This window comes from Candidatus Woesearchaeota archaeon B3_Woes, from assembly GCA_005222965.1.
Classification (GTDB): domain Archaea; phylum Nanobdellota; class Nanobdellia; order Woesearchaeales; family B3-WOES; genus B3-WOES.
The window spans coordinates 289,935-316,045 of the sequence record NJBG01000001.1; the positions used below are offsets into that span (position 1 = coordinate 289,935).

The 26,111-nt window shown below is 31.3% G+C and carries 22 protein-coding genes and 1 tRNA gene; 4 read left to right on the forward strand and 19 right to left on the reverse strand.

What is annotated here, in order from left to right; genetic code table 11:
* Positions 1 to 6: 6 nt before the first annotated feature.
* Positions 7 to 783: an SAM-dependent methyltransferase gene (locus tag CEE44_01640; GenBank protein ID TKJ17216.1), complete on the forward strand. Its 777-nt coding sequence runs from the start codon at positions 7 to 9 to the stop codon at positions 781 to 783.
* Here CEE44_01640 and CEE44_01645 read toward each other — a convergent pair.
* Genes CEE44_01645 through CEE44_01710 form a run of 14 tightly spaced genes read right to left on the reverse strand, consistent with a single transcriptional unit; the run spans position 760 to position 21,204 of the window.
* Complete coding sequence (locus CEE44_01645) at positions 760 to 2,190, reverse strand: hypothetical protein (protein TKJ17217.1); 1,431 nt, start codon at positions 2,188 to 2,190, stop codon at positions 760 to 762. The genes CEE44_01640 and CEE44_01645 overlap by 24 nt on opposite strands.
* Positions 2,187 to 2,657 (reverse strand): hypothetical protein, encoded by a 471-nt coding sequence (locus tag CEE44_01650; protein TKJ17218.1) that lies wholly within the window; start codon positions 2,655 to 2,657, stop codon positions 2,187 to 2,189. Before CEE44_01650 ends, CEE44_01645 begins: the two co-directional genes overlap by 4 nt.
* The gene (gene glmS, locus CEE44_01655) at positions 2,654 to 4,471 is read right to left on the reverse strand and encodes a glutamine--fructose-6-phosphate transaminase (isomerizing) (GenBank protein ID TKJ17219.1); all 1,818 of its coding nucleotides are present in this window, start codon (positions 4,469 to 4,471) and stop codon (positions 2,654 to 2,656) included. Before glmS ends, CEE44_01650 begins: the two co-directional genes overlap by 4 nt.
* Positions 4,472 to 4,512: 41 nt before the next feature.
* Positions 4,513 to 6,264: a ribosome biogenesis/translation initiation ATPase RLI gene (locus CEE44_01660; protein ID TKJ17220.1), complete on the reverse strand. Its 1,752-nt coding sequence runs from the start codon at positions 6,262 to 6,264 to the stop codon at positions 4,513 to 4,515.
* Between the two features lie 48 nt (positions 6,265 to 6,312).
* Positions 6,313 to 8,169 carry a GMP synthase (glutamine-hydrolyzing) gene (locus CEE44_01665; GenBank protein TKJ17221.1) on the reverse strand — a complete coding sequence of 619 codons (1,857 nt, stop codon included), beginning with the start codon at positions 8,167 to 8,169 and terminating at the stop codon, positions 6,313 to 6,315.
* A complete protein-coding gene (locus tag CEE44_01670) occupies positions 8,170 to 9,999 on the reverse strand; it encodes a bifunctional phosphoribosylaminoimidazolecarboxamide formyltransferase/IMP cyclohydrolase (protein ID TKJ17222.1) in 1,830 nt (609 codons plus the stop codon).
* A gap of 22 nt (positions 10,000 to 10,021) precedes the next feature.
* The gene (locus tag CEE44_01675; protein TKJ17223.1) at positions 10,022 to 11,878 is read right to left on the reverse strand and encodes a hypothetical protein; all 1,857 of its coding nucleotides are present in this window, start codon (positions 11,876 to 11,878) and stop codon (positions 10,022 to 10,024) included.
* Positions 11,879 to 11,880: 2 nt separating this feature from the next.
* The gene (gene purC, locus CEE44_01680; protein TKJ17224.1) at positions 11,881 to 12,984 is read right to left on the reverse strand and encodes a phosphoribosylaminoimidazolesuccinocarboxamide synthase; all 1,104 of its coding nucleotides are present in this window, start codon (positions 12,982 to 12,984) and stop codon (positions 11,881 to 11,883) included.
* A gap of 39 nt (positions 12,985 to 13,023) precedes the next feature.
* A complete protein-coding gene (locus CEE44_01685; protein ID TKJ17225.1) occupies positions 13,024 to 14,394 on the reverse strand; it encodes a hypothetical protein in 1,371 nt (456 codons plus the stop codon).
* A 10-nt stretch (positions 14,395 to 14,404) separates the two neighbouring features.
* A complete protein-coding gene (locus tag CEE44_01690) occupies positions 14,405 to 14,956 on the reverse strand; it encodes a hypothetical protein (GenBank protein TKJ17226.1) in 552 nt (183 codons plus the stop codon).
* A gap of 12 nt (positions 14,957 to 14,968) precedes the next feature.
* Positions 14,969 to 15,838, reverse strand: a complete 870-nt coding sequence (locus tag CEE44_01695) for a hypothetical protein (GenBank protein TKJ17227.1) — start codon at positions 15,836 to 15,838, stop codon at positions 14,969 to 14,971.
* A complete protein-coding gene (locus CEE44_01700; GenBank protein ID TKJ17228.1) occupies positions 15,829 to 17,145 on the reverse strand; it encodes a phosphoribosylamine--glycine ligase in 1,317 nt (438 codons plus the stop codon). Before CEE44_01700 ends, CEE44_01695 begins: the two co-directional genes overlap by 10 nt.
* An 11-nt stretch (positions 17,146 to 17,156) precedes the next feature.
* Positions 17,157 to 18,023 (reverse strand): phosphoribosylformylglycinamidine synthase I, encoded by an 867-nt coding sequence (gene purQ / locus CEE44_01705; protein TKJ17229.1) that lies wholly within the window; start codon positions 18,021 to 18,023, stop codon positions 17,157 to 17,159.
* 1 nt (position 18,024) lies between these two features.
* Positions 18,025 to 21,204 (reverse strand): hypothetical protein, encoded by a 3,180-nt coding sequence (locus tag CEE44_01710; protein ID TKJ17230.1) that lies wholly within the window; start codon positions 21,202 to 21,204, stop codon positions 18,025 to 18,027.
* Between the two features lie 102 nt (positions 21,205 to 21,306).
* Here CEE44_01710 and hpt point away from each other — a divergent pair, with 102 nt between their 5' ends.
* Positions 21,307 to 21,840 (forward strand): hypoxanthine phosphoribosyltransferase, encoded by a 534-nt coding sequence (hpt, locus tag CEE44_01715; GenBank protein TKJ17231.1) that lies wholly within the window; start codon positions 21,307 to 21,309, stop codon positions 21,838 to 21,840.
* 2 nt (positions 21,841 to 21,842) lie between these two features.
* On the opposite strand, the gene CEE44_01720 is transcribed toward hpt, so the two are convergent.
* The gene (locus CEE44_01720; protein TKJ17232.1) at positions 21,843 to 22,541 is read right to left on the reverse strand and encodes a hypothetical protein; all 699 of its coding nucleotides are present in this window, start codon (positions 22,539 to 22,541) and stop codon (positions 21,843 to 21,845) included.
* 259 nt (positions 22,542 to 22,800) lie between these two features.
* On the opposite strand from CEE44_01720, the gene CEE44_01725 reads away from it, so the two are divergent.
* A tRNA-Thr gene (locus tag CEE44_01725) sits at positions 22,801 to 22,900 on the forward strand.
* Here CEE44_01725 and CEE44_01730 read toward each other — a convergent pair.
* The 3 genes from CEE44_01730 to CEE44_01740 form a co-directional block, all read right to left on the reverse strand.
* On the reverse strand, positions 22,901 to 23,650 hold the full coding sequence (locus tag CEE44_01730) for a TIGR02391 family protein (protein TKJ17233.1): 750 nt from the start codon (positions 23,648 to 23,650) through the stop codon (positions 22,901 to 22,903).
* 81 nt (positions 23,651 to 23,731) lie between these two features.
* A complete protein-coding gene (locus CEE44_01735; GenBank protein ID TKJ17234.1) occupies positions 23,732 to 24,382 on the reverse strand; it encodes a hypothetical protein in 651 nt (216 codons plus the stop codon).
* A 68-nt stretch (positions 24,383 to 24,450) separates the two neighbouring features.
* On the reverse strand, positions 24,451 to 24,732 hold the full coding sequence (locus tag CEE44_01740) for a hypothetical protein (protein ID TKJ17235.1): 282 nt from the start codon (positions 24,730 to 24,732) through the stop codon (positions 24,451 to 24,453).
* A 157-nt stretch (positions 24,733 to 24,889) separates the two neighbouring features.
* Between CEE44_01740 and CEE44_01745 the strand changes: the two genes are divergently transcribed.
* A complete protein-coding gene (locus CEE44_01745; GenBank protein ID TKJ17236.1) occupies positions 24,890 to 25,450 on the forward strand; it encodes a hypothetical protein in 561 nt (186 codons plus the stop codon).
* Positions 25,451 to 25,520: 70 nt separating this feature from the next.
* Here CEE44_01745 and CEE44_01750 read toward each other — a convergent pair whose 3' ends face one another.
* Positions 25,521 to 26,045: a hypothetical protein gene (locus CEE44_01750; GenBank protein ID TKJ17237.1), complete on the reverse strand. Its 525-nt coding sequence runs from the start codon at positions 26,043 to 26,045 to the stop codon at positions 25,521 to 25,523.
* Between the last annotated feature and the right edge of the window lie 66 nt (positions 26,046 to 26,111).

Below are 26,111 nucleotides of genomic sequence, written 5' to 3' on the forward strand. Positions count from 1 at the left end.
TTCCTTATGGCAAAAATATTGTTCAAAAAAGAAAAAAAAGAGTTTGTCAAGGATTTAAACAAAGAGATAACCCTCTCCAGACAAAGATTCTTCTATGTTTTTGATACTGATAAGGAGTTTATAACAGAAGATGGCAAAATAGATAAAAAAGACCTAAAGAAAAAAGATGGAAGCACCATAAAAACTAATAAAGATAAAGAATTTATTATATTCTCAACAACTTTTATAGACGATTTCAAAAGGATTAAAAGAAAAGCTCAAATAATAACACCAAAAGACATTGGAATTATAATAGCTGAAACAGGCATTAACAATAAAAGTAAAGTTGTTGATGCTGGTACTGGCTCTGGGGCTTTAGCTTGTTATTTAGCTCATATATGTAAAGAAGTTACAAGTTATGATATAAGAGATGATTCAATAGAAACAGCTAAAGAGAATAAAAAATTCTTAGACTTAAAAAATTTAAAAATAAAGAAGAAAAGCATCTTTAAAGGAATTGATGAAAAAGAGTTAGACTTAATTGTTCTAGATATACCAGATCCATGGAATGCAATAAAATCTTGTGAAAAATCACTAAAAATTGCAGGATACCTTGTTGTATACCTTCCTTCAGTTTCTCAAATATCTGATTTTGTAAATGAAATAAAAAAATATAATGGTTTTGTCTATCTAAAAACAACTGAATTAATCGAAAGACACTGGAAGATTGATGGAAGAATTTCAAGACCAAAATCAGGAGCACTAGGCCATACAGGATTCTTAAGTTTTGTTAGAAGAATTTAGAAATATTTCTTCTCCTTTTAATAATAAATCTTCAGAAGATTTTTTTGAAGTAGAATCTGCGATTATTCTAAAAATTCCGGCTTCTGTTTTAGACGCCCTATACCAAACCCAGCTATTATCCTTCATTACAATCTTAAAACCGCCTGTTTCATCTCCTGTTTTTCTTATTTCCTTAACATAGGGTTGTTCGTTCCATAGTTCTTCTAATTTTTTCCTTAATTTAATAGATTTTTCAGGATTGCACTCTATTTTTTTTCTTAAAGTATAATAATCAGGAAATTCTGTTAATATATCTGTTATTTTCCCTCTTTTTGCTATTAAATCTAAAATGAGGACTAAAGACAAAGTTCCATCTCTGCATTTTGATGGAGGAAATATTCCACCCGAACTAGACCCCTCTCCTCCAACAATAGCATTTACTTCATCCATCTTTTCAACAACATTTATTTCTCCTACTTCAACTTCAAGAACATCTGCATTGTGTTTTTTTGCAATTTCTGTTACTAAATCAGAAGTTGCATCATTAATTACAACTGTTTTTTCCCCATTATTGTAATCTGTTAAAACTTCTTCTACTAACAAAGCTAAAACCTGTTGACCAGATAAAACTCTTCCGTGTTTTTCTGAAAAAACAGAATATTTTGGAATAACTAACTCAACCCTGTCTCCATCACAATCCCATCCTGCTCCTAAATCTGCATTATTTTCATCTATAGATTCTGCTAAAGAAGCCAATGATTCTTTATTTGGTTCTATCAATCTATTAAAAATCCCTAATTCCATATTTTTACAAACTACATCAACATTTAATTTTTCTAGAATTTGTTTTATTATTGTTGCAGCTGTTCCACCATTTGGATCAACAGCAATCTTCAAATTTGCTTCTTTTATCTTATTCATTCTTTCTTCACCAAGAATATCTAAAACAAAATCAATATAATTTTCCTGTAGTTCTTTTTCTTTATTCTCTTCTGTTCCTTTATTTTCAGATTTTTGAACATCTATACTTCCTCGTGTTTGAATTACCTCTTGAATTTCTTCTGGTTTTAATACAGAACCAGTGTTTCTTAAGAATTTCCATCCATTATATTCTGGTTCATTATGGGAAGCAGTTATAATAATTCCTCCATCTGCTTTAAAATATCTAACACCCTGTTGAATTGCAGGAGTTGTATTAAAACCAACATCAACAACATCTGCTCCTTGCTCTAATAATGTTTTTTTCATTAATTCATTTATAGAATTTGAAGATTCTCTTGTATCCATCCCTAAAACTATTTTTATTGATTGGTTTTTTTTCTTTAAAAAATTTACAAAGCTTTGAGTATAGTTTATTATAACTTCTTCAGTAATATCTTCTTCATACAATCCACGAATTCCTGAGAAAGATTCGATTAACATTTTCATTCAAAAATTATACTAAAAACAAATTCATTTTCATTTTTATAAAAATGTTCTTTTAGTACTGTTTCGTGTTTAAATCCTAATTTTTCATAAAAAGCATGAGATTCTTTATTTGTTGATCTTGTTAACAGAAATACTTTTCTTACATTTGCATCATGTTTTTTATATTCCTCCTCAATATCTTTCATCATTGATTCAAATAATTTTTTTCCTGTTCCTTTTCCTCTTGCTCCTTTTAAAGTTACAATATGGTATAACTCCACTAATCCGTGTTTTGGTCTTCCATGCATAATCCATGATACTAGTCCTATTATTTTTCCGTTTTCTTCTGCGACAATGTAATTATCTCCTTTATTTATTTCTTTTAAAAAAGATTGTTCTGCCTCTTCTATCTTATCAACATTCAATAGTTCTAATAATACTTCTGCAACCTTTTCTTTGTCCTCTGTTGTTGCTTTTCTTAATATCATTCTACTGTAACTGATTTTGCTAAGTTTTTTGGTTTATCTATATCACATTCTCTTAGTTTAGCAATATGATAAGCTAATAATTGTAAAGGAACTACTGTTAAAAAAGGATACAATAATCCAGATGTCTCTGGAACATATAAAACATGATCTGATATTTTCTTTATTTCTTCATCTCCTTCAGTAGCAATAGATATTATTATTCCTCCTCTTGATTTTATCTCTTCCATATTTCCTTTTATTTTAACATAAGATTCATCTTTAACACATATTACTACAACAGGCATTTGATTATCTACCAAAGCAATTGGACCATGTTTCATTTCAGCTGCAGGATACCCCTCTGCATGAAGATAAGAAACCTCTTTTAATTTTAAAGCACCTTCTAAAGCTATTGGAAAGTTTGTTCCTCTTCCAAGATAGATTGCGTTTGTTTTACGATAATAATCTTTAGCACAATCCATTATCTCTTTATCTTTTTTCAACATAGATTCTATTTGTTCTGGGATTCTCTTCAAATAATCTAATCTCTCAATAAGATGTTCTTCAGGCCATGTACCTCTTAATTGAGCAAGATAAACACCCAATAAATATAAAACAGATAATTGTGTTGTAAATGCTTTTGTCGAAGCAACACCAATTTCAATACCTGCTCTTGTATAGATGGTTTCGTCAGCTTCTCTTGGAATAGAACTTCCAATAACATTACAAATAGAAAGAACAGTTGCTCCTTTTGATTTTGCTTCTTTCATAGCTGCTAATGTATCTGCTGTTTCTCCTGATTGGCTTATGGCAATAACTAATGTCTTGTCATCTAAGATTGGATTTCTATACCTAAACTCAGATGCATAATCAACTTCTACTGGAATTTTTCCTAAAGATTCTAATATTAATTTGCCGACTAACCCTGCATGCCAAGATGTCCCACATGCAACAATCATAATTCTATTTATTGATTTTAAATAATCGTCAGTTAATTTAAAATCTTCAAAAAAAACTTTGTTGTCTTTAATCCTAGAAGTTATTGTATTTTCAATTGCAACTGGCTGTTCAAATATTTCCTTTAACATAAAATGTTCAAATTCTCCTTTTTGTGCCTGCTCTGCATCCCAATCTATTTCCACTTGATTCTTTTTAAATTCCTTTCCTGTTTCAATATTTTTTATTTTATATTCATCATTTATAACAACCATTTCGTTATCCTCTAAGAAAATAACTTTTTTTGTATATTCGAGAAAAGCAGGAACATCTGATGCAATAAAAAATTCTTTTTCTCCAATACCTAGAACCAAAGGGGAAGCTTTTCTTGCTGCAATAATCTTATCAGAATCATTATTAATAACAATTATTGCATATGTTCCTTCTAATTTTTTTAATACTAAAGTTACTGCTTCTTCAAACTCATTATTTTTAGCATATTCTTCTATTAAATGAGGAATTACTTCTGTATCTGTTTTAGAATTAAACTCATAACCTTTTTCTATTAGCTCATTTTTTAATTCTTCATAATTTTCAATAATACCATTATGAACAACAGCTATTTTCTTATTTGATGAAATATGTGGATGAGCATTTTTTTCAGTTACTGTTCCATGAGTAGCCCATCTTGTATGCCCCATTGCAATATTTGCGCTTTTTATTTCAGAAAAATCATTATACTCTCCTATCTTCCCAATTTTTTTTATTATTTCTAACCTATCTTTGTATTTGGATGCAATTCCCCATGAATCATAACCTCTGTATTCTAATTGTTTTAGGCCTTTTATGATTATCTTGTTTCCGTCGTTTGGTCCTTTATAACAGATTATCCCGCACATGATATTAAAGAACAAAATAAAGGTATATAAGCATTATGAAACTAGATATAGTAATATTTCTCTTTTGTTTTTTGTTCTCTGTCTTTTACAGAATCCTCTTTATTTGCTCTAGGCCTATTACTCTCTCCATCTCTTCTAAAAGTAATTTTCATATCTTTTAGGAAAATATTCATACCTTCTTCCATCTCAAAAGGTCCTTTTGCTTCTCCTTCAACAGCTGGTTTTCCGTCAAAAACCAATAATTTCTGGGAAAGATAATCTAAAAACAATAAATCATGATCAACTATCAAAGCTGTTTTTCCTTTTATCTCCATTAAATCTCTTATTATTTTTGAGATGATTAATCTTTGTTCTACATCTAAGTAAGCAGAAGGTTCATCTAATAAATACAAATCAGCATCTTTGCCCAAACAAAAAGCTATAGAAACTCTTTGAAGTTCCCCTCCTGATAACTCATTTAATTTTTTATTCAGCAAAGGTTTTATGTTTAATGGATTAATTATTTGATTTTCATACTTCTTAATTACATCTTTAAGCAAGTCCTTTACTATTTTGTTTGATTCAGATTCAAGATATTGTGGTTTATAACTTACTTTTATCTTTTTATCAATCTCTCCTTTATCTGGTTTTATTTCTTCTGCTAAAATTTTAGCAAAACTTGTCTTTCCAATACCATTCTCTCCTAAAATTCCAACAACATCCTTTCTATATACTTCTCCTTTTTGTGCTTTTAGATCAAATTTGCCTAATTTTTTTTCAATATCTTTCCATGATGTTAGCATATTATCTTCCTGGCTCTTTATTGGTGGTCTTTTTTCAAACTTAATCTTATGATCTCTAAATCTCATATTTTCTTCTCTTAAGAATCCCTCTAAGTAAGTATTAATTGCTGTTCTTGTTGCCCTAGGTTGTGCAACAACTCCATAACAATTCTCTTTTCCATACATTATATGAATCAAATCAGTCATATAATCTAGAATGATTAGATCGTGTTCAACTACAAGGATAGCTGTATCTTCATTTGCTAATGATTTTATGAATTTGCTTATATTTATTCTTTGTTTTATATCTAAATAAGATGTTGGTTCATCAAAAATGTATAAATCTGCTTTTTTTAAGACAGCTGCTGCAATAGCAACTCTTTGTAATTCTCCTCCTGAAATCTTTTTAATATCATTGCCTAATATATTTTCAATATCTAACTTTTTTGCTATTTTGTCTAATTGTTTTTTTTCATCAACTTTTTTTAATAAATCTTTTACCTTTCCTTTTTCTGCTTTTGGAATTAAATCAACTTGTTGAGGTTTATAACTAATCTTTATTTTTTTATCTTTAACCTTTTCAAAAAAAGATTGAGCTTCTGTTCCTTTAAAATATTCTATTAACTCTTCATATTTTGCTTCCTTATCTTTTCCTAGGTTTGGTTTAAGTATTCCTGCTAAAATTTTAATTGCAGTAGATTTTCCAATTCCATTTACTCCTAAAACCCCTACTACTTTTCCAAAAATTGGTGTTGGTAAACTGAATAACTCAAATTGATTTTTTCCATATCTGTGAATTGGTCTTTCTTTAAGTTCTTCTGGCAAATTTATTATATGAATTGCTCCAAAAGGGCATCTTTTTGGACAAATTCCACAACCAGTGCATAATTTTTCATCTATCTCTGCTTTATTGTCTACTTTTGTAATACATTCATCTCCTGCTCGGTTAACAGGGCAAAGCCTAATGCAAAGATAGTCTCCACATGCATGCGGATTACATTTTTCCTTTTCAACAATAGCTAATCTTGTCATATTACTTATTTCTCTATAGAGATTTAAATAAGTTTGTGTTTTTAGAATTTATTCCCAACAAGTTGTTGCTGGAGGTTTATCTGTAACATCAATTACAAAGGCACCAACATTATAATCTTGTTTCAATTTATGTCCTATCTCATCTAAACATTCCCAGGACATTCTTTCAGGATCAATTGGAGAAACTGGAGAAACTGTCATAAAATCATCTGTTGTTACAGCTCTTAATACTGCCATTCTCTTATTAGTGTCATATACATCTGCTCCAGATAAAACAAATATTGTTTGAGCAATATTTGGTGTAAATCCATGAGAATAGATTACTTCTCTTCCTACATAATCTATTTCTTTAAGTTGATCTATAGTTTCTCTTGTTACTTGTGTTTGTATAAAATTGTCTAAATATTTTTGATCTATTTGATCATTTCCTATATCATATACAATTCTATTTATTTTATGAATTTCTTTAGGTATTCTTTGTGCAGCTTCTCTTATCTTATTCCAATATCTTCCGCCTCTTAACAATGCTAAGTATGTATAAGTTCTATTATCACCTTGTACACCTACAGTTTTTACAGGCAATACATATCCTTCCAACCCAAACTCAGAAGCAATCTCCTTAACTCTATCATTTGTTCTATAAAATTCTTTATTAACCCAATTTGGGAGGCTATCTACAATTCTGATTCCCAATCCTGGACCAGGATAAGGTTGTCTTTCACTAATATTTAACGGAAGACCAATAGCTCTTGCAGCTTCTCTTATTTCATCTTTAAATATAAGTCTATTTGGTTCAACAATTCTTCCCTCTTCTCTTAAATCTTCAATAAATTTACAACCCACATTATGGTGAGATTTAATATTTGCGGCTTTTTTTCCAACACCTTTCCCACTTTCTATTAGATCTGTGTATAGTGTTCCTTGTGCTAAGAATGTTTTCTTTGAATCAATTCCTTGTTCTTCGCATACTTCCTGCATGAGGGTTCCAAATAAATTTCCAATAGCCTTACGTTTATCTTCAGGATCACTCATTCCCTTAACAGCATCAATAAATCTATCTTCTGCGTATTTAACAATTAAATTTTCAACACCTGCTTGTGTTAAAGCTTTTATCACTTCTTCTGATTCCCCTTTTCTCATTAAAGCATCTATATATACAAAATATTTTTTTCCAGGTATGTCTGTTTGTGCTAATAATGATGCAACATAGGTTGAATCAACTCCCCCAGAAACAAAACATAAAACATCATTATTTCCAACAGTTTCTCTTATGTATTCTTTACTTTGTTCAATATAATTTTCCATTGTCCATTCACTACTACAACCACAAATGTTATGTACAAAATTAGAAATAATTTGTAATCCTTTTTCTGTATGTGTTACTTCAGGATGAAATTGAACTCCATAAATTCTTTTTTCATCATTTGCAATCCCAGCAACATGATATGTTGTCATAGCTATTTGTCTAAAACCTTCTGCAAGGTTTTCTAAATCAACACTATCTCCATGGCTCATCCATCCTCTTATTTTGCTATCTAAATTAGAAAATAAAGGGTGATTAGAATCTAAAGAAACATCTGTTTCTCCATATTCCTTATCAACTGAATCTCCATATAGAGTTCCTCCTTCAAGTAAATGATTTGTTAGTTGCATCCCATAACATATTCCAAGAACAGGTATTCCTAAATTAAACAAATTTGGGTCAACAAGTGGTGCATTTTCTTCATAAACACTCTCAGGACCTCCTGATAAAATAATCCCCTTTGGACTCCTAGTAACAATATCATCTAAGTTAGTATCAAAAGGCAAAATCTCTGAAAAAACATGAGATTTTCTAACAGATTTAGCAATTAGTTGGGTATATTGTCCTCCAAAATCCAATACTAAGATTTCATCCTGCGTCATTTAATGTTTAAAATGTCTCATCCCTGTAAAGACCATTGCTATATCATATTCATTTGCTGCTTCTATAACGCTCGGATCTCCATTTGAACCACCTGGTTGAATAACATTTTTAATTCCAAAACCTGCAACTGCATCTAATCCATCTCTAAATGGAAAAAATGCATCAGAAGCTAAACAACAATCTTTTAATTGAGTTTTAATATACTGTTCTTTTGTTTGTCCAGCAATTACCTTACTAGCCGAATCCATTAATGTATCATATTCACTTGTTAACATTGCTTTTGCATGCTCTGTTGCTTCCTCTAAATTTGCTAGCACTTGATATTCCATTTCAAGATTCTCATGAGCTTTTGTTATTGCTAATTTTCCACCAGCATCTTTTCTGTTAGGTTGACCTGCCCCCATTCCTAAAACTTGGTATTGGCCAGGTGAATATTCTCTACAAATAACTATAGCATTTGATTTTGTATGTTTAGCTGCTTTCATTGCAAAATCATATAACCCTTCTGAATTTTCTTTTGGTTTTGTTTCTGTTACAATTCCAACAGTTAATTCTTTTTGGCTATTTTGACATGTCAATTGATATGGTTCTCTAAATAACTCTTCAACAGTATCTGTTAAATATAATCTACTGTCTCTTTCTTGTTTTAGAATTCCTCCAAGTAGTTCTCTATATTCAATATCTTCAACTACCCCTGCAGCCATATCCCCTACTTCTAATATTCTTAAATTTGATTTTGTTTTTTTGCCTTGAACATACTCTAAAGCTTGTGGACTAACACTAGGAGCAATCATTGCTTCAACAAACCACCCTTTTTTACCAGTTGTATTTGGTCTATCACAAATAACCTTCATAGTATCAAGATCAACTTCTCTATTAAACGCAATTACACTTCCAAATGCACTAACAGGGTCACCCTGCCATGCTCTCTCCAATGCATTTTCTAATGTGTCTGCAGTTGCAATACCACAAGGTTCACTATGTTTAATTACAACAACAGTTGGTTGATCTTTATATTCTTTAACTGTTCGAAGTGCAGCCTCTGCATCTAAAAAGTTATTATAACCTAATGGACCCCCATGAACTTGATTAGCTATAACAGCGTTTGGTTCACTAATGTTTGGGTCAACAAACAACCATGATTTTTGATGCCAATTTTCTCCATATCTTCCAAGTTCTTTTCCATCTACAAATTTTCTCCTTAAGGTTTCTTCTCCTGTAAATCTTCTTGTTAATTCTACTGCGTTAGCAGATCTATAATCAGCAATAGTGTTTATTGCAAATGCTGCTAAGTCTCTCCTAGTCTCTTTTGTTAATACTCCATTATTTAAATCCATTTCTGAAATAATAGTTTCATAAATTGCAGGGTCAGCTAATACTCCTACGTGTTTCCAATTCTTTACAGCAGAGATAGTAGCAGTTGGACCTCCAATATCCATATTTTCAATAATGTCATCTTCAGTTGCACCTGGTTTTGCTGCTGTACTTTCAAAAGGATATAAATTATTTACAACTAAATCAATTGAAACAATATTGTTGTCTTTTGCTTCTTGTACATGTTCAGGATTAGATCTATCAAATAAAATTCCACCTAAGATAGCAGGATGTAATGTTTTAACTCTTCCATCAAATAATTCTGGATAGCCTGTTACATCTGAGACATCAATAACATTAATATCATAACCGTTTTCTTCAATAATTTCTCTAAGTACCCTAGATGTTCCACCAGTTGAAATTATTTCATAATTGTGATGACTTAAACCTTCAGCTAATATATCCAAATTTGTTTTATCAGTTACTGTTATTAATGCTCTATTTTTTTGATCCATTTTCTATTTCCTCCATTAAATTTTAAGATTTATATCTTCTTAATAATTTCTGAGTTTGTCTTGCATTATCTATCATAACTCTTGTATCCTCAATAGCCGTTCCAAAAAGGGGTGTTCTAGCTTCATTTTTATTCGCAGCAGCAATTTCTTCTAATAATTGTTCTTGTTCTTCAGGGTCTGCCATATAAAATCGATCTATAAGTCCATTAGTGTCCATAACACTATGAAGCATATCTTCCACACGTGCTGCAGTTTTCTCATTAATTACTTTATCTTGCACCATCCTATTAACATAATCTGTAATCTCTTGTGGCTGAACTCTTGGTTTCATAACAAGATCTTTTATCCTATCATATGCATCAGGTACGTCTCTCTCTTTTAAGTAGGTATTTATTGCAGAGGAGATTACTTGTGGCCCAGATTGATAAATTTCGTTCTCTAATGTAACAAAATTTGGTTCATATTTTTTTAATTCACCAATCAATCTTTTCGTGCCTATAATTGATAACATAATTGGATGAAATAATTCACGTTTTGTGATAGATCTTCTTAAATCTCCTTGTCCCCTATAAGCCACAATCGCATCTTTTATTGGATTCATCATACTGGTATAAATAGAAACTAGTGCTTCACAACCTTCTGCAAAAAAAGGATTTGTTTTTTGAGGCATAGCAGAAGAACCAGATTCTCCTTTTTGAGTCAGTTTTGCTAAGATTCCTCTAGATGCATAAAGCCAAACATCTGTTGCGGTTTTTTTTACAACAGATCCAACATTAACTAATACATCTAGTGCTTGTGCCAATGAGGCATTGCTACAATCCTGATCATTTCCTTTATCAACATAATTAAGACCAAATATATTTTCTACAATTTTCTTATACATTGGAGTAAAATCTATATCTGGGAATGTTGCTTTCATATCAACATCAGTGCCAATAGCTCCTGAAATTGTACCATCAATTTTGAACATATCTTTTTGTAAAAATGGTTTTGCATGCAGTTTAAGTTGTTCTGCAAGATTAGCATATACATGACCAAAGTTTTTTAATTGTGCCTTCTGCCCATGGGTTTCTGCTGTAAATGATGCATCCATGTATTTTTCTGCTCTTTCTTCTAATTCAGATACAAAATCTGCTAAAACAGAAGTAACTTCTCCTATTGCAGCCATATAAAGTTGTCCTGTAACATTAGTATTAACATCTGCAGAAGTTCTTGCAAAATGAGTTATCTTTTTCATTAAATTATCATCTAATCCTAATTGTTGTGCCCTAATTGTTATCCAAGTATTTGCTGCAACAATATCGTGGTTTGTTCTTCTTTCAATAATTTTAATAGCAAGATAATCTTTTGTACGGAATTCCTTGTATATACTTCTTAATGTTTCTTTTTCTTCTTTAGTAAATGGTCTTTCTACTAAAGGAGTATCTACATCTCCCAATACGTCTACAAGCTCTATAACATATTCAATACCAAATTTCATTCTTCCTTGAACTAAAGCTTGTTCAGAACTTATATCCTTAAATGGACTAACAAATCTATTATATCTTCCTGTTGTAATCTCTTCAGAATCTCCTTTATCTAAAATAAGTTCTATTCTTGATTTTTGTTCTCTTCTTTCTGCAAAACCCTCATCAGGAATTCGCATTACTTCATCTAAAAATGTAAATTCTCCTAATCTAAGATTTTTATCTAAAAGAAAAGAAACACTACCATCTGAAAAATTATATTCTTTTATTAAGGTTCCTGTTGCTTGTTCTAATTCTTTATTATATCTTTGCTGTAATCTTCCTTGTTCAACTGTTTCTAATTCAGATTTAGGAGTATCCAAATGTTGACTCAATTGATTTACTAACTCTTCAAAGGGTAGTTCTTGGTTCATTTTTATGCTGCCATCTCTATTACCCCATAAGGTTTAAGTGCATCTACTATCTCTGCTCTAGCATCTCCTATTTCAGGAACAGGTTCTCCTGTTATTTTTTCTGCTAATCCTTTATATAATGCACTTGTTTCCATAAACACACTATCAGGAACTCTATAAGATTCTGCAAGTTGTGTTCTCTCATCCATTCTACTTTTATTTACTAAAACATCTCTATCAGGTACACTAGCCTGAAGAGCTTCCCTAAACATTTCTTTAGATTCTTCTACTGTTTGACCTCGTTGATATAACTCCTTATCCCAATATCTTGAAGAATCTGGTGTTCCAATTTCATCAATATAAATCAATTGTTGTTGACCATCAACTAAAACATAACCAAACTCAAATTTAGTATCAACAAAAACTTTTCCAACAGCATCAAGTTCTCTATCTATTAAACTAAATCCTTCTGTTAATAATCTCTCATATAATTCTACATCTGCTTGTGATTTAAATCCAAACGCAGTATAGTTATCTAAAATTTGTTGTCTTGTTACATTAACATCATCTACTTCTGGTACACCAGGTATTCCTCTAAGAAGCCCTTTGGTAGAAGGTGTAATTAATAATTGGTCTAATCTTTGATCTTTCTTTAAACCTTCCGGAACAGATATACCACAAATTTCTCTATCTCCTTTTTCATAACCTCTCCACATACTTCCTGTAATATATTGTCTTGCAATCGCTTCAACCATAACTGGTTCTGCTCTTTGAACAATCCAAACTAAAGGATGAGGTGTAGCTACAATATGATTTCCTGCTAATCCTTCTTGTTCAAATCTTTCGAACCAATGTTTTGATATTGCATTCAAAGATGCTCCTTTTCCAGGAATACCTTTTAACCCACTTTCAGTTTCCCATGTAAATTCATAAGCAGATATTCTGTCACTAATAACTAGGGCGCCCAATTCTGGATTAGATCCACTAAAACCAGTTTGTTCTGCTACTCTTTGACTATCTTCTTGACTAAACCAATAAGCAGATCTCACCTTTCCGTCATGTACATCTCCTTGGTGTCTTATTGGTAAATCATTTGTTTTAACAATTGCTAAATTTTCTACAGACATTTTTTACATCCTCCATTTATTTATTTTTTAATGATTAATTTAATTTTTGCTAATTCCACCTATAACTGCAGCTTGTCTATCAACACCTTCAACACTATGTCTAAAATTATCATTAACGTATTTTACTACTTCGTCTGCAATGTCTGGTGATACTGTTATAGTAAATCCAACACCCATATTAAACGCCTCATACATTGCTTCCATATCAGCTCCATGCTTTCTAAAATGTCTAACAATTGGAGGTAAAGGTAATATTTCTCTTTGAACATCTGCCAGTAATCCCTCTGGAATCATTCTTTTTATGTTATCGCTTTGTCCTCCTCCTGTTATATGTGCTGTTGCTTTAATTTGTCCTTGATATTTTGAAAGTATTCCTTCTGACTTCTCATTTCCAAACAATATATCTGTATATGGAATATGTGACTTTGAGAGCTCTCTTGTTATCGCTTCATGTGTAAGATCCCCTACTTCAGGCTCACCTATCATTTCTAAGTATTTTCTTGCAAGACTATATCCATTTGTCATTAAACAGTCGGTTGCAAATCCAATTATTACGTCGTTTGCTTTTACATCTTCTCCAGTAATCATATTTTTTTCATCAATAACCCCAATAACTGTTCCAGCAATATCAACCTGTCCAGAATTATATTCATCAGATTTTACCATAACATAAGGGTCTAATGCTTTTATTCCCAAAGTATCACAAATCTTTTGGGATTTTGCAACAATTTCTTCAAGTGCTCCTTTTTCAACATTTCCTGCAACATATAAAGAAAATGCAACAGGTTTAACACCTATCGCTCCTAAATCATTGCTTCCATGGTAAATTATATCTCTTGGATCTTTCACAATTCTTGTTTTTGTTCCAGTACCATCAGTACTTCCACAAAGAAGTGGCCTATCCATATTTTTTATTAATTTTGCAAGATCTACTGTTGTTCCTTGATTTCCATTAAATAATAAACTAACATAAGCATCTTGTTGTCCTGGTTTATATGTTCCTGGCATTTCAGCACTCTCTCCACCAATCGTAGGAACGTCATGTTCAAGCAGCCCTTCCTTTGCAATTGCTATTGCAAATGATGGAAACCACTCATTCATATCGGGACCAGCACAATAATCTAATAATGCAATTGGGGTAGTTCCTTCTTTTATTTGATTAAATGCAAGCTGTGTTACATTTTGTCCCATTTCTTCCGGAGTTTTTCCTCTAAGAAGAGAAGCACATATAATACCAATTGGAACACTATCTTCTCCTTTAAGGTGACTTATATCTACTGCACCACCAAAAGAACCTTCAGCATTTAATCCAAGATCATTAAGTCCTTGTTTTATTCTAGCATTGACTTTATTTTGAGCTATAAGTGAAACTCCTGCATCTGCATAATCTATATCTGAAATATCTTCCATTTTAATCCTCCTAATCTATTTTAAGCAATCTTCTTTGGTATTTTTGTCTAATAGTGATATCATCTCCTTGAAGTGATTCAACCTTTCTATAATTTCTATCATTTAATAAATCTCTAGCGCCAGGATGAACGCTAGAAAACATTTGCGAAAGAAATTTACCAACATTTTCTGGTCTTGCAATATAAGCATTACTGCTTCCTGGTGGGTTTGTTAAACAAGATTCATTAGGTACATCAGGAGGGCAACTTATAACTGGGTGAAGTGAATGATAAGATACAGTACCTGACAAAGCATCTGTTCCTCCTGCTACTGCAATAATCGCAAGAGGTTGATTAAATTGATTGTATTCTCCTATCATTTCCATTAATTTGTCTGGTTGTTTATGTGCTGAACACACTCTTACATCATAAGGAATAGCGTGAAATTCAAGAGAGTCTGCTATTTTCTCTATATGTGAAGGTTTACCTTCTTGTTTTGGTTTATCATCGCTTCCTGAACCAGCCATAATAACTGCAAAACCATGTCCTTGTTCAATTAATTCTCTTATTTGATCATCTATCATTTTATTTACCTCCTATGCAGCACGTTGAAAACCTTCATAAGGCATTACTTTGTCATCAACATAAACTCCTCTCCATTCATTGTGATGGATGTTTTCTGTACCTAAAGCAATTCTTCCATTTGCTATCATCTCTAAAGCTCCTGTTAAAGCAGGCCAATCACTCCTTACCTTTTGCATACTTTGATGAGCATCTGCATATTCTCTTAAACATTCTTCTCGCTCTGCATCTGTCCCTTGCAAAAATTCATGCCAAACTTCTACTTCTGGACCTTGTGTTAAAATTTCTCCATGATCTACACCTTTATCAACCATTATTACTGAAGATTTTGTTGATGTTTCTCCTGCCTTTACTACATCGTAAACAGCATTGTCCCCTACAAAAACCCTATAAAATTCTGGAATACCATCAACTACCTTTTCATGTTGTTTTACTATAGATAAATCAGCAGGATGAACATTAATTATTTTATCCTTGTATGCTTCTAGTAAAGGCTCCATAACTAGTCTCATATATCCTCCTAAAACAACTAAATCAAAAGGAGCTTCTTGTATTTCTTCATACTTATGTAATAAATCAACAATTGCTTGATTAAACTCTAGACTTCTCTCTTGATATTCTGATTTTAATTGAGAATTTCCTTGTGCTTTTTTCCAGCTTCCACAAGATTTATACCCATTAATAGATTCCTTCATAACTCCTCTTCCCAATGATAATTCTTCCAAATCAAATAAACTAGCACTAGGTCTATCAGAAAATATTAAAGAAGGTGTTATAACTTTAGCACACTCTCTTAGATTAGTTCCACTACCAGAACCAAAACCTGCCCAATGAAAATCTTCTGGTTTTCCTGAATAAATAGGTATTTTTTCTTCTATTTGCATAAAGCCTTTGCTCCAATATCTGTTCTAAAATAAAATGGATGATTATTATTAAGAGCTATTGTGGCAACATTAATCAAATCTACTGCTTCATAAACTCTTTCTTGAGCTTCTTTCAATCCTTTCGGAGAATATGCAGTAACATCTAAGACTCTTCCGCCTGTTGCTATTATGTCCCCTTCTCTATCTACTCTAGTTCCTGCATGGAATATTTTAACTCCTTTTAAATCAGAAGCTTCTTCTAATCCCTCTATTAAATATCCTGTTTTAGGACTTTCAGGATAACCATTAGAAGCCATAACAACACAGCATGAAGCTCCTGGTTTTAAACTAAGGTCTATTTCATCAAGTTTTCCATCCAATGCTAAAGATATAGAATCATATAAACTTCCATCGAGCATCATCATTGCAGGTTGAGCTTCAGGATCTCCAAACCTTGCATTAAACTCTAAAACCTTTGGTCCATCTTCTGTCATTATCATACCAGCATATAAAAATCCCTTATATTCAGATCCTAAACTCTTCATTTGTTGGACTACTGGTGTCATTACTCTATCTGCAACAAATCTTAAAACTTCATCTGAAGCAATAGGAGCAGGACCATAAGCACCCATTCCGCCAGTATTAGGACCTTTATCTCCATCTAATAAAGGTTTATGGTCTTGGAAAGCTGCAGGAATTGTATAAACTCCATTACCATCTGAAAATCCAAAAACAGAAAATTCCTGACCAAATAATCTTTGGGATATTAATACTTCTTCACCATATATTTTAGCATGTTTGGTTATTTGTTCTAGTGCTTGTATTCTTGAATCACAAACATAAACCCCTTTTCCGCCTGTAAGACCATCTGCTTTAATAACAATTCCTTCAGAAGTTGCCATTTTTATAATGGCTTTTTCAGCTTCCTCTACTGAAAAACACATTTCAAAATCTGCTTGTGGTATGTTTGCTCTCTTCATTACTTCTGCTGAAAAAAATTTACTAGATTCTAATTTAGTAGCATCTCCTGTAGGACCAAAAACTCTATCATAACCCTCTCCATTAAGATAATCAACTAATCCTTCTGCTAAAGGCCCTTCAGGTCCAACTATAGTTACACCTATATTTTCTTTTTCAATTATTTTTAATAAATCAGGAAAATTTTCTTTTTTTATACCTGATTCAATATGTCTTACTTTTTCTTCTTGTGCTATTCCTGCATTTTCAGCACCAATTTGAATAACTTCTGAAACATCTTTATCTTGAGCAAGTGTCCAAATTAATGCGTGCTCTCTTCCACCATTTCCTATAACTGCAACATTTTCCATTTTAATTCCTCCTATAATAAATTTTCAACAACATAATCAATTCCATTTCTAAAAATTTGTAATCCTAATCCTTCATGAGGTAAATCTCCTGATCTCTTTAACCTATCAGCCACACATGGATGAGATAAATCTATATAATCCCTACCAAGTATTTCTTGTAAAGAAGCTAAAGGATGATTACGAGGATGATTATATCTTTCTGGATGAGGCATTAAACCAAGTATTCTTCCAGTTTTATCACAGATTCCAGCAATAGAAGAATAAGAACCATTAGGATTATCAGGAAATTTCATTGTAGGATTTCCTTCTTGATCTGCATATTGATATACAACTTGTCCTTGTTCAAATAAATCTTTAATAGTTGATTCATCAGCTACAAACTTACCTTCACCATGTGCTACAGGCATCTCAATATCATTAACCCCTTTTGTCCATATGCATGTATCATTATAACTTTTTAGTCTAACCCATCTGTCTTCAAATCTTTGACTGTCATTATATGTTAATGTAACTGTTTGTTCTTCTGAATTTCCTGGCAAAAACCCAGCTTGTACAAGAACTTGAAATCCATTACAAATACCAATAACTAATTTACCATCATCAATAAATTGTTGAACTTCTTCTCCTAAATATTTTCTTAAATCCTGTGCAAAACTCTTTCCTGCTCTAATATAATCTCCCTTAGAAAATCCTCCAGGAATAGCAAGAATATGATAGTCATCCAAGCTAACCTCTCTTTGTGTGACAGAATCATACTTTTCTCTCAAAGAATTAATATGAACTATTTCACTATTTCCTCCTACTAAATCAAAAGCTCTCTTTGTTTCTCTATCACAATTTGTTCCATCTGTTCTTATTACACAAACTTTTGGTTTCATCTTAATTCTGTATTTCTCCTTTATTTGCTTCTCTTGCTACCTCAACAGTTGTAGAAAAAACTGTTTTACCATTATATTTCACATTCATCTGATTATCTAAACCAACAATTCCTATTTTTCTTATATAATTTCCTTCCATTTGTTTTTCAAATTCTGCTTGCTGTGTTGGATGAATTGTTACAACAGATCTTCCTGTTGTTTCAGAAAATAATATTTTATCTGCTCTACCTAAACCTTCATCAAGTGAACTCAAATCTGCATCAAATCCAATATCCCCAGACATTGCAGAATTTATAAGACCTTCTGCTAATCCTCCTTTAGTTAAATATCTTACAGAATGAACTAATTGAGATTCTGTTGCTTCACTTAAAGAAGAATATCTTGGTTTTATTTCTTCCAAATTAGACTTAGGAACATTTCTTCCTGTTTCTCTTTGCATTAAATAAAATTCACTTCCACCCAACTCATCTCTAGTGTCCCCTACAACATAAATAAGATCTCCAGGAAGTTTAAAATCACTAGTAGTCAATGTTGAATCATCAGGCATAACAGCCATCGCACTCATTAATAATTCTGGTTTTGCTTTTACAGTAACTTTTTTTCCTGTTTTAGTGCTTATATAATCTCTTTGTACTGAGGTGCTGTCTTTACCAGAAATTCTTGGAGTTCCAAATGCTAACTCAGCATCAGCAGAACCTTTTAGCATTCTAATAACTTGAGCAGCTATATGAGGATCTTCTTCAGGTTTAGGACAAGTAATATTTCCATTAAATGTCAGTTTATATGTATCTTTATCAGGAAGTTTTCCTCCTGCTGAAATTACCTTTCCAACAGCATCAACGACATTATTAACACCCATGTGATAAGCATCAATATCCCCCTGCCATGGATTAGACCCCCATGTTTCAATAACAATTTCGCTATGCTCTGGTTCTGGTCTACTAGCAACAACATCATTTTTGCCTTTTCCCAAACCAACCAAAGGTTTTATTCTGCTTCCTCCCTGAACTTCATGATCAAATCTTGTTACAATCCAATCATAAGTTTGTAAATTTGGTCTTCCTATCATTTCTAAAGCAACATCAGTTAAATCCTCTAAAACAGGTAGTTCTGGTTCTTTAAATTCACAAGGCTTCCAATGAGCTTCAATTGTCATTTGAGGTAATTCTGTTCCTATAAACTCAATTGGAAGATAAGCTATTGGAGTGTCTTGATCAAGAACATGGTAATCTCCACTATTATTGAAATCACCCATTACTGTTAAATCAACATTATTCTGTTCGCAAATTTCTATAACTCTATTCATATTTTCTGGTTTAATAACAAGAACCTCTCTTTCCTGAGCTTCTGAAACAAGCTTTTCCCATCCTGTCAATCCTTTATATTTTTCAGGAACATGGGTTAAATCCATTTTTATTCCGCCCTTTCCGTTTGTTTTCGTTGAAAAGATTTCTCCAGATTTGATTTCTGACTTTATTTGGTCAATAAAAAGGGAAGCGATTCTATTTACATCAATAACATCAGAAGCAGCTTTTAGTCTATCGTCATAAGAACTTTCTAAAGTAATTCCTTTTTCTTCAAAAACATTTTGTAATTCATACCTTTTTTGTTCTAAATCGTTTAATAATTCTGTAAGTTCGCCAACAGCAGAATTCCAACCACCTGCTCCACAATCTTGAGTAGCTTCAACTAAATCTAATTGTTGTAATAGATTCATAACCTCAAAAACGCCTTTTTCAACAATTGGATCTCCGATTTGTACTGCCTGACTAACATCCTTTCTTTCTTCTGCATCTGCTTTTATATCAGTTGAAGATGCTGTTGCTCCATGTATTCCATCTTTTCCAACCTTTCCTCCCAAAGACACAGCAACATATCCTGGTCTAATATCTTTTGTATGTGTCTTTCTTCCATTGATTTCAGCTTCAACAGTAGCTAAACCACCTACATAACAAACGCACTTAAGCCAACCTGGATCAACCATAACATTTCCACAACTTGTTGGAATTCCCATCTTATTTCCATAATCTTCAACACCATCAACCATCCCTTCTAATGTTCTTGTAGGAGTTTGTATATCAAGTGGGAGATCGTTATAATAATTAGGATGAGCAACTCTAAATCCATATTGACTTAAACGAACAATCATTCCCTTTCCTACACTTATAAGATCCCTAAGGATTCCTCCAACACCAGTATTTGACCCACCAAAAGCATCTAAAGCAGTAGGAAAATTGTGTGTTTCAACCTTATGAGAAATATTTATCCTATCGTTTAATTTTATAGCACCTGCATTATCTTCAAGTACAGAAACAAGCCAATCGATCCCTTTAGCTATCTTTTGTGTTGTTTCCTGTATCATTGTTTTAAAAACATTATCAACAACAGGGGGTAATTGGGATTCGTCATTTGAATCTTCAGAAGTGTATTTCCAAATTGCTTTTAATTTTTTATGAATGCAATGTTCAGACCAAGATTGTCCAAAAGCCTGTAATTCTGCATCTGTTGGTATTGCCTTTAATCCTGCTTTTTCTCTTCTTGCAATAAAATCAGGATCATAAGAACCATCATATAATCCTTTTATTTTGCTGAATTCTTCTGAATTCAATTCTAACATCATTGCATTGCTTAATTCCCTTAATTTTCCAGAACTTATATTAATATCAACATATTCAAACGCTGGAATTTCTGGTAAATCAACAACAGGGAAATGAAATCCAATACCATTTGAAGTCCATTCGCTACTATCTATTTTAAGAAAATCATTGATAAGAGGATTGCCTATTTGTTTTTGTAAAAGAATATAATCTGTTTCATTTAGTTCTCCTCCCCACAAGTATTGTTCTGAAAATGATACAGGTCCAATTTCTCTATCTAAAACTTTTTGTATTGCGTTTCTTGCTTCTTTTCCTTCAGGATCATTCACACCAGGTCGAGGGGATTTTTCTATAACTGCTTCGTTCCGAGCTGGTTTTAATAAAGGGCTATCAGTTGAAAATACATCAACAACAGGGTCTGCAAGAAGTTCTTCAATAGCTACTATTTCTTCATTTGTAAAGCTATCATCAATATTATATACTTTTATGGGTTGTTGTAGAATTAGGCCATCAGAATCACTAGTAAATTCTTCTCTAGACATCACTTCTATCCTTGTGCCCATATATTCCCCTTTAATAACCATTTTATAAGCTTATTTATATACTTTTTCATAATTTTGTCGTCCTAAACATGGGACAACTAACAAACCAAAAGATTAATAAGAAATAACCAATTTTATTACAAAATGGGTCAATTTGAAGTTCTAATAAGCCAAGAAGAAATAGCAGATTTAGTAAATGGATTGGCTCAGGAAATTGTTAAGAATCATCAAGAGCAATTCCCACTATACCTTGTAACTGTTCTTAATGGGGCAAGGACTTTTTCTGATGATCTCCAAAAAAGGATATTAGGTATTCAAAGTTTTGAAATTGTTGATTATGAAATTAAACTAAGTTCTTATGGCAACTCAACAGAATCAAGTAGAGATGTAGAGATTGTAAAATATATTGAAGAAAATGTTGAAGGATTGGATTTAATCATAGTTGAAGATATTGTTGATACAGGTTTAACATTAGATTTTCTAAAAAATTATTTGTTAAATGAAAAAGGAGCTCATTCTGTAAGAATATGTAGTTTGTTAAGCAAACCATCTAGAAGAGAGACAGATGTACAAATCGATTATCTTGGTAGAGAGATTCCTGATAAGTTTATATTTGGTTATGGGATAGATAAAGGAGAACAATATAGAGGATTGCCAGATATTGTTTTGCAGGAATAAATTTATTTTACATAATAAACTATGTTTATATTTGCTGTGACTGTCACATCTGATGGCATTACAGTTGCTGCTTCATCAACTGCTTTTGCACCAACAGATTCTGCCATTGCATAAATATAAGGTCTGGCATAATAATTACTTTCTGAAACACTCTTTATTTTGCCTAGTGTAACTCCTAAACTATCTGCAATAGTTTCTGCTTTTGACTTGGCATTCTTACTTGCCTCTGATAATGCTTGTTTTTTATACTCCTGTTCTTTTGCTTCGCTTAACTCAAACATTATATTATTGATTTGATTAGCTCCATTATTAACAGTGATATCAACAATAGTTCCAACTTTTCCTAAATCTTCTGTCTTTATATTTAATGTTTGAGTCGCTCTCCATCCAACTGATTCAGATTTGCCATCTCTCCATTCCTTTTGTTCATATAAATTTAATCTTTCTGTCTCAATATTTTCTTCTGAAATTCCTTCAGACTTTAAGCCATTTAAAATGGCATTTATTACTCTGTTTGCTTCTGTTTGTGCTTCATCTGCACTTGACTTTAAGATAGAAATTCCAGCTACAACTTTTGCTTGGTCAGGATCAAATGTAAGTTCAGAATCTCCCTGAACATTTATTGTATTTCCTTCTTGTTGTATACATCCTGTTAATATTGCTAAAGCAAAAACAATCATTAATATATTTTGTATCTTCATAATATCACCTTAATTCAAAATCAAATCAGAATTTATAAAGGTTTGCAAACATTTATTAATAATAAAAGATTTGGTAAAAACATGAAATGTGACATATGCAAAGGTAATGTTGAAGAAACTTTCTTAAAAAAACCTATTGGAACCTATATGAAAGATTCCAAAGGAAAAAAACATTTAGTCTGTAATCAATGTCAAAAGAAGAATAAAAAAGAAGAACTCCTCACGAAGTTTTAAATACTTCATTTTCTTATTAAAATGTGCCTCTGTAGCATAGTAGCTATTGCGGCTGACTCGTAAAAGCAATAATAACAGCATAACAAGAAATCAGCAGGTCGGGAGTGCAAATCTCCCCAGAGGCTTTACTTATTTTTTCTTTCAGCAGATTCAATCATATCTATCAGATAGTCAATATAATTAACTATTTGTAGGGCTCTCTCTTTCTCAATTTCTCCTTCTCTATGACCTTTAGCATTTCTATGAAACATTACAATTCCTCTTAATATATGAAAAAAACCTTCTTCTTCGGCTACTGTTTTACAAGAAGGAATTCTTAAACATCCATTATCTACATGAAATGATTTATTCATTAAAGTTGTACCAGTATCTGTTGCATCTAATCTAGCTTTTTCTCTGATTCTAACTTCTAAATGTCTTGTTGCATTAAATACAAAATTCCAGTAGTCTTCAGATTCAAATGTAGATTTGCATGATTCATATAATTTTTGGTCTTTTAATTTTAAAGATTCATTGTTTAAAGTATTTGAATCAATTTGTTTAATTTCTTCAGATTCTTTTTCTATATCATCTGGTTCTTTATCTTTTAGTACATCAATAATCTCGATTATTTCTTTAACAATTGGATCAGAATTAGAAGCTTGTTTTGGAGAGATATACAATACCCTAGAGTTCCCACTAGACCTATATCTTTGATAAAAAGATTCTACTTTTTTCATTAAAAATTCTAATCCACTTAAATCAATAGGGTTATTATTAACTTCATTATTCAAATTAGTTACAAATGGAACAATTGATTGAAAAAATTTCTTATCTGAATTAACTATATCTAATAAAGAACTGATGTTTATTTTTAATTTTTGGAGGTCATTCATCTTAGTTTTATTAAATTAGATAAAATATATAAACTTTTGTAATTTAAAAATATTGAAACTGAATCTATATTATTAAAAGCTTCAATAAAAAACGTCAATAACATTAAAATTTTCTTTCTTTAATAAATCAACTAAATCTTTATGCCAATTTCCCCTTACTATCATAAAAGAAGCCTTTGGATTTTGATTAGATAGTAATCTAATTTGTCGAACGATAAATCTATCCCTCATATCATTCATTGGTTTTTGAAATTTCTCATTGTCTAAATGGGGTTCTGAAAAATTCCCATTTCTTATATTTTCCATAATCATTTTTGGCATATTTATCCTTAAAAATTTATGACAATCCCTTACAAATTTTTTGTATTCATCAAAAGGAACGTTCTCTAAGACTAATTCTGCTCCCAAATCTAAAAGAAGATTTAGATTTAATTCATGGAATGGAGAAGTAGTGATATTAGGTTGGCTTTTTCTATTCTTGATAAAAAAAATAATATCTTCATTGATAAGCGTTCTTTGCTCATCAAAATATTCTTTAAATTTTTCATCAGAAGATACCACATCTTCAGAGATTGTCCAACTTGGAAGATATGGTGGGCCCCCATATTCAATTATAGATATCAATTTTTCTTTTTTTGATAATTCTTTAGATAATTGACCTACATTAGATTTTAATCTTTCAAAATCGGGTTTGTCTAAATGGGGCCCTAAAAATAAATAAATATCGGTCATAATTTTAATTAACACAACTAAGATATTAAAGTTTTCTATTATTCTTCATCCCAGAACCCATTAGAAGACTATCTTCTCTTCTTGAATTTTTTCTTTTTTTTAGATGTCCAAGAAAAAGTTGATGCATATAATATGATTAATATAATTATTTTAACAAAAATAGGTATCTGTTTGGGTGTCGTACTCGCAGCAATACCTACCAAGACTAAAATTAAAGATATAATATATTTATTTGTAGGATTTAGTCTCCCTTTTGATAATTTTCTAATAAATTTAGTAATGGGGGGTATCAATAACAGGAAGTATATGCCTATAAAAAATAGTACAATAAAATCAATTGGTTGCCACATACTTATATCATTATTATATCTTGTATTTAATTCTTTCTAACTATTAAGCCATTTATTTCTAATTAAATTTGATTTGTATTAATTTATAATGCTGTTTATGATAAAAAAAACTACAAACACAAACCTTTTTATTTAGAAACATTTTATTACAATTAGAATGAATATTGTCAAACTATCAAAAGAATTAATGTTTAAACAAACCAAAAAAAATAAAGCACCAGCTTGGTTACTAACAGAAATTGCAATAAAAAAAGGAAAAGAACTTTCTAAAAAACATAAAGTTGATGAAAAATTAGTCTTAACTTCATTATATCTCTCACATACTATCTTTAACAAAATTTGGAAAGGAAAAATACAACAAAATCATCCAAAACTAAGTTCAAACTTTGCAAAAAAATATTTAAATAAATGGAAAGTTAACAAAAATGACCAAGAAATAATTCTAAACTCTATTGAAGCACATCATAACAAAGTTCCAACAAAATCAAAGACAGCAGAAGTAGTAAAAAATGCAGAATGTTTCAAATTCGTAACAATCGAGGGTTGTTTAATCTTATTACATGAATTAGGTTTAAGAAAAATTCCTTTTGAAGAAGCGATTGATAAAGTAAAACAAAAAATGGAGCAAAAAAAGAGTTTAATCACTCTAACAGATTGTAAAAAAGAAGCAGAAAAAAACTGTAAAGAAATTCTAAAGTTATTGAAAAAGATGTATTAATCTTACTCTGCTGACGAAATTCACCCAAACCTTTTTATTTAGAAACATTTTATTACAATTAGAATGGATGTTATTTATGTTCTTTTGACAAATTCTTGTATTTTTTAACCAATTTTTTTAAATCATGACCTGTATAAATTTTACCATGCTCCAACTCAGACATCCAATTATGAGCATCTGCATCTGCTTGCTGAACAATCTTATAGGAATCATGTTTTTCATCATGACATTCTTCTTTCTTATCGCAGCCTTCACAAATTGAATCCAAATTGGAAATATACTTGAATTTTGTATTTGGATCATCAGAGATTCTTTTTACAGAATCCCTCGCATGAAGGATTAACTCGTCAGAATGAAAATTATATGCATATTCACCTGATTTCTTAATATATTCTTCACTCCGTCCAGATTGTCTTGCGGATTCTTCTGCTTGCTTTCTTTTACCTTCTCTAAAATTGGAAATATATTTTTCATCAGACAAACTATAAAGTTCGGGTTGGGCTTCATGACCAATATAACCTAATACATGATGAGGTCTTAATTCTAAATCAACTTTTTCTTCAGATTTCTTTTTTTGTTTACTTTTCTTTACCATTAATATAATAAAATGATTAAATACTATAAAAAATTACTGCTTCTATCCCTCAATTATTTTAATATG